At 30.4% G+C, this 3145-nt stretch carries 4 protein-coding genes and 1 pseudogene; all 5 read right to left on the minus strand.

Annotated elements, in window-relative coordinates; translation table 11 throughout:
* Nucleotides 1–493: MobV family relaxase (gene mobV / locus KA893_RS11445; protein WP_210125819.1), on the minus strand; the 493-nt coding region annotated here is incomplete at its 3' end.
* A gap of 267 nt (nt 494–760) precedes the next feature.
* Nucleotides 761–925, minus strand: a complete 165-nt coding sequence (locus tag KA893_RS11450; protein WP_194378113.1) for a hypothetical protein — start codon at nt 923–925, stop codon at nt 761–763.
* The gene (locus KA893_RS11455) at nt 925–1629 is read right to left on the minus strand and encodes a replication protein (protein WP_107520892.1); all 705 of its coding nucleotides are present in this window, start codon (nt 1627–1629) and stop codon (nt 925–927) included. The genes KA893_RS11450 and KA893_RS11455 overlap by 1 nt, the downstream gene beginning before the upstream one ends.
* Nucleotides 1630–1710: 81 nt before the next feature.
* The gene (locus KA893_RS11460; RefSeq protein ID WP_194378063.1) at nt 1711–1860 is read right to left on the minus strand and encodes a ribbon-helix-helix domain-containing protein; all 150 of its coding nucleotides are present in this window, start codon (nt 1858–1860) and stop codon (nt 1711–1713) included.
* 545 nt (nt 1861–2405) lie between these two features.
* Nucleotides 2406–3145, minus strand: a pseudogene (locus KA893_RS11465) (MobV family relaxase); the annotation flags it as partial.

Here is a 3145-nt window from a genome sequence, read left to right on the forward strand (position 1 = left end):
TATCTTGAAATTCCGTTAAGGCTTTTTTATTACCTACAACCTCTTTAGCACTTAAACGACCGTCATCAGTAATCGGAACAACTCCATAATGCATATGTGGTGTTTTCTCGTCCATATGCACCGTTGCATATAATAAATTATCTTTACCATATTCTTGTTCTAAAAACTGTTTAGCTTGTTCAAAAAAACGCTTTGTATCTTCTGATGTTTGATTATTAAAAAATTCATTGTCTGATGTAATTAACCCATCAATATGTTTAACTGCGTCTGTTCTAATTTTTCTTTTATTTGTATAATTCTGCTCTATTTTTTCCTCAATCAAGTTATTAAAGTTTTGTTTATTATCGTTTACTAAATCATAATTTAAATGTGTTTTACTATGGTCTATATCTTCGTTTTCATAATTATTATTTTCTCTTTGAACATGTTTTTGAATACCTGTTGTATTTGTTCCAGATTTAACTTTTGAAACTCTAACAATCGAATATGACATATAAAAATTCCTCCTCTGCACAAAGGGTTTTCGTGTATTTAATACTTTAAGTCTAACATACTAGACTTATTTTCAATAAGTCATTAAACCGTATGCTCTGCGAGGCTAGATTTTGTGCGAGCACAAAATATGGACTGAACAAGTCAGTCCATAAATTCAAAACCAAAATCAAAACCCCAGCAACCAAAAATGGTGGTTGCTAATGTTCATAAATTTTTGATCACTCACGTGTATAAAATTTAATTCACTAAGTTCAAAATCACACACTCAATCTAAATGTTCCAAAAATAAATTTTGCAGATTTTCTAACTCTTCTTCATAGCCGTTTTCAATTTTCGCAGAGTATAGCAATCGTTTAATTAAAACCAATTCTTTTTCTGTTAATGTATGTTCAATTCCATTCTCAAAATAAATTGTATTATTATATTCCATTATTTAATCTCTCCAGTTTCACTATCAATTATTCTTGAGTACCTTGCTCTATATCCACATTGATAATTACCTTCAAACCAAAGTCTAAAAGCACTAGCATTAGATGTAATGACATCTTGAACATAATTCATATTATCAATACCATATTCTTCTCCATATATATCAAGGAATGACATCAAATCAATTACATTAACTATATGCTCATTTTTTACTATACTTAATAAATCATTTTTTAAACTACGTTTTTGACTTTCATCTAAAAAGATATATCTTTCAATATCAAAATCATTTAAATGGATAATATCTTGACTATCATATTTATGTTTATTTTTCTTAATAGCGTCTTTACTTTCATGCGTTAAATATTTATAAACACTTTCAATACCATCTACAATTTCCACATGAGATAAAGCTTTATTGCCTAAAGCTCTTTTTATTTTATTTCTTACACTTTCTAACGTTACCGCATTTTTAGCAACATACAAAACATGGTAATGAGGCTTTTTATAAACTTTTCCACCATCCTCTATAATCTTCTGTTCATCTTCCGTTAAATCTTTTCGTTCCGTTTCGTCTTTATCGTGCAATGGACTAATTGCCATTGGAATATCAATTTTTTCCAAAAGTGATTGCCAATCTTCTGGAATACTTTCAGGATAAATTATAAAAGTGAAATTTCTCGCCTTTGTTATTTGTTTAGTCATGTTATATAATTACCTTTGAAAATATAAGTATATATTCGTTTAAAAGAGCTCTTCCTTTGCACAGGGGCTCTTTTTTTATACTCATTTTTCTCCTTTCTTATATTCTTCTAACGCCAATGCCACTATTGCAGATTTTGAAAAACCTTTATCTTTCGCCAAATCATTCAATTCTTCATTTTGCTTATTTGTTAAAGAAATCATTATTCGCTTTTTATCATCAGAAACAGCCATTAAATCTCTCCTTTTCTAAAACTTAATATCATAATATAACTAAAGAAAGAAAAGTGCAACACTTTTAAATATAATTTCTTCATTTTTTGAAAAATATTGGTAAAATCGCCAACAAACGTTGGTCGGTGTTGGTAGCCCAAAACCATTGAGCCTCTAAGTGTTAAGAGTGTTTTTTTCTGAATTTGGAACTCAGCACAGTATGGGGGGGTCGTAGTAGCCCCCCTTTTTCCTCCAAAATTTGTAATTCAAAACCATAAAAAACCAAAATAAAAAGACCAGTTAAAAACTGATCTAGTTTAATATCTTTATTGCATTATTCCAATTCCTCTATTTGCCGACGATTCTGCGCTCCTTAATAATCCTAAAGCTGTCCATCGGTCGATTTAATAGCTAACGCTATTGACCGCTGGCGCTTTTAGTCTAATTAAGGGCTCTCATCGACAAATAGATTTTCTCGGCATAAATGCGTGTTATAATACATGAGAGTACAACCAATACCACATTGTATTTAATTAAGCCTTTATCTATTTAGATAAGGGCTTTTATTATCTACTCATACCTCTATTATTTTTCTTTTCATGCTTTTGCTCTTGTTCTTCTGGATAATGTTGAGGATTATCTCTTTTATCTATATTACGCATAATATTCATCATTGGTTCATTATCTTTCCCTAAACCACGCACTCTCTCAACAAATTGTTCTCTACCTAGTAAACGTTCTATTTCTTTTAATAGTTTAGATATTATTTCTCTAGTTACTACTAAAATTTTATTCGATTTCTCAATCTGCTTATCTCGTTTTTCAAGAACCTCATTCGCTTTCGTCAGAGTTTCAAACGCACTCTTATTTTCTTCTTTAAGCCTACTGTTTTCGTTTTTTAGGTCATTTAGAGCTTCATCTGACTTAATATACTCATAATCATCTTTGATTAATTGTGCTGCTTCTATTTGCTTTTGAAAGGCATTAAAATCTTCTTGGCTTATGACAACATTTCCAGTTTCTTGTACTTCTTTGTTAAACAAACCACCTACTTTTTCCGTTTCAAGCTCATACGGAACATTTATAGGCTTTTTAAGCGTTTCTAACGATTTTTGATACTCTTGCATCAATTTATCGTTCTTTTGCTTTATATGGTCTGTTTTTTGGCTCTCACGCTCATATTCTTGCTTATGGTATTCTGTTTTTTGTTTATACTGGCTCATTTGCTCATGTTTGGCATTCGTAACTTGTCTTGATTGACCACGTTCTAAGTCATATCCTCGTTGTTTAACATACTCATTAAATC

This window comes from Staphylococcus sp. GDY8P126P (genome assembly GCF_017891965.1).
Lineage (GTDB): Bacteria > Bacillota > Bacilli > Staphylococcales > Staphylococcaceae > Staphylococcus > Staphylococcus saprophyticus.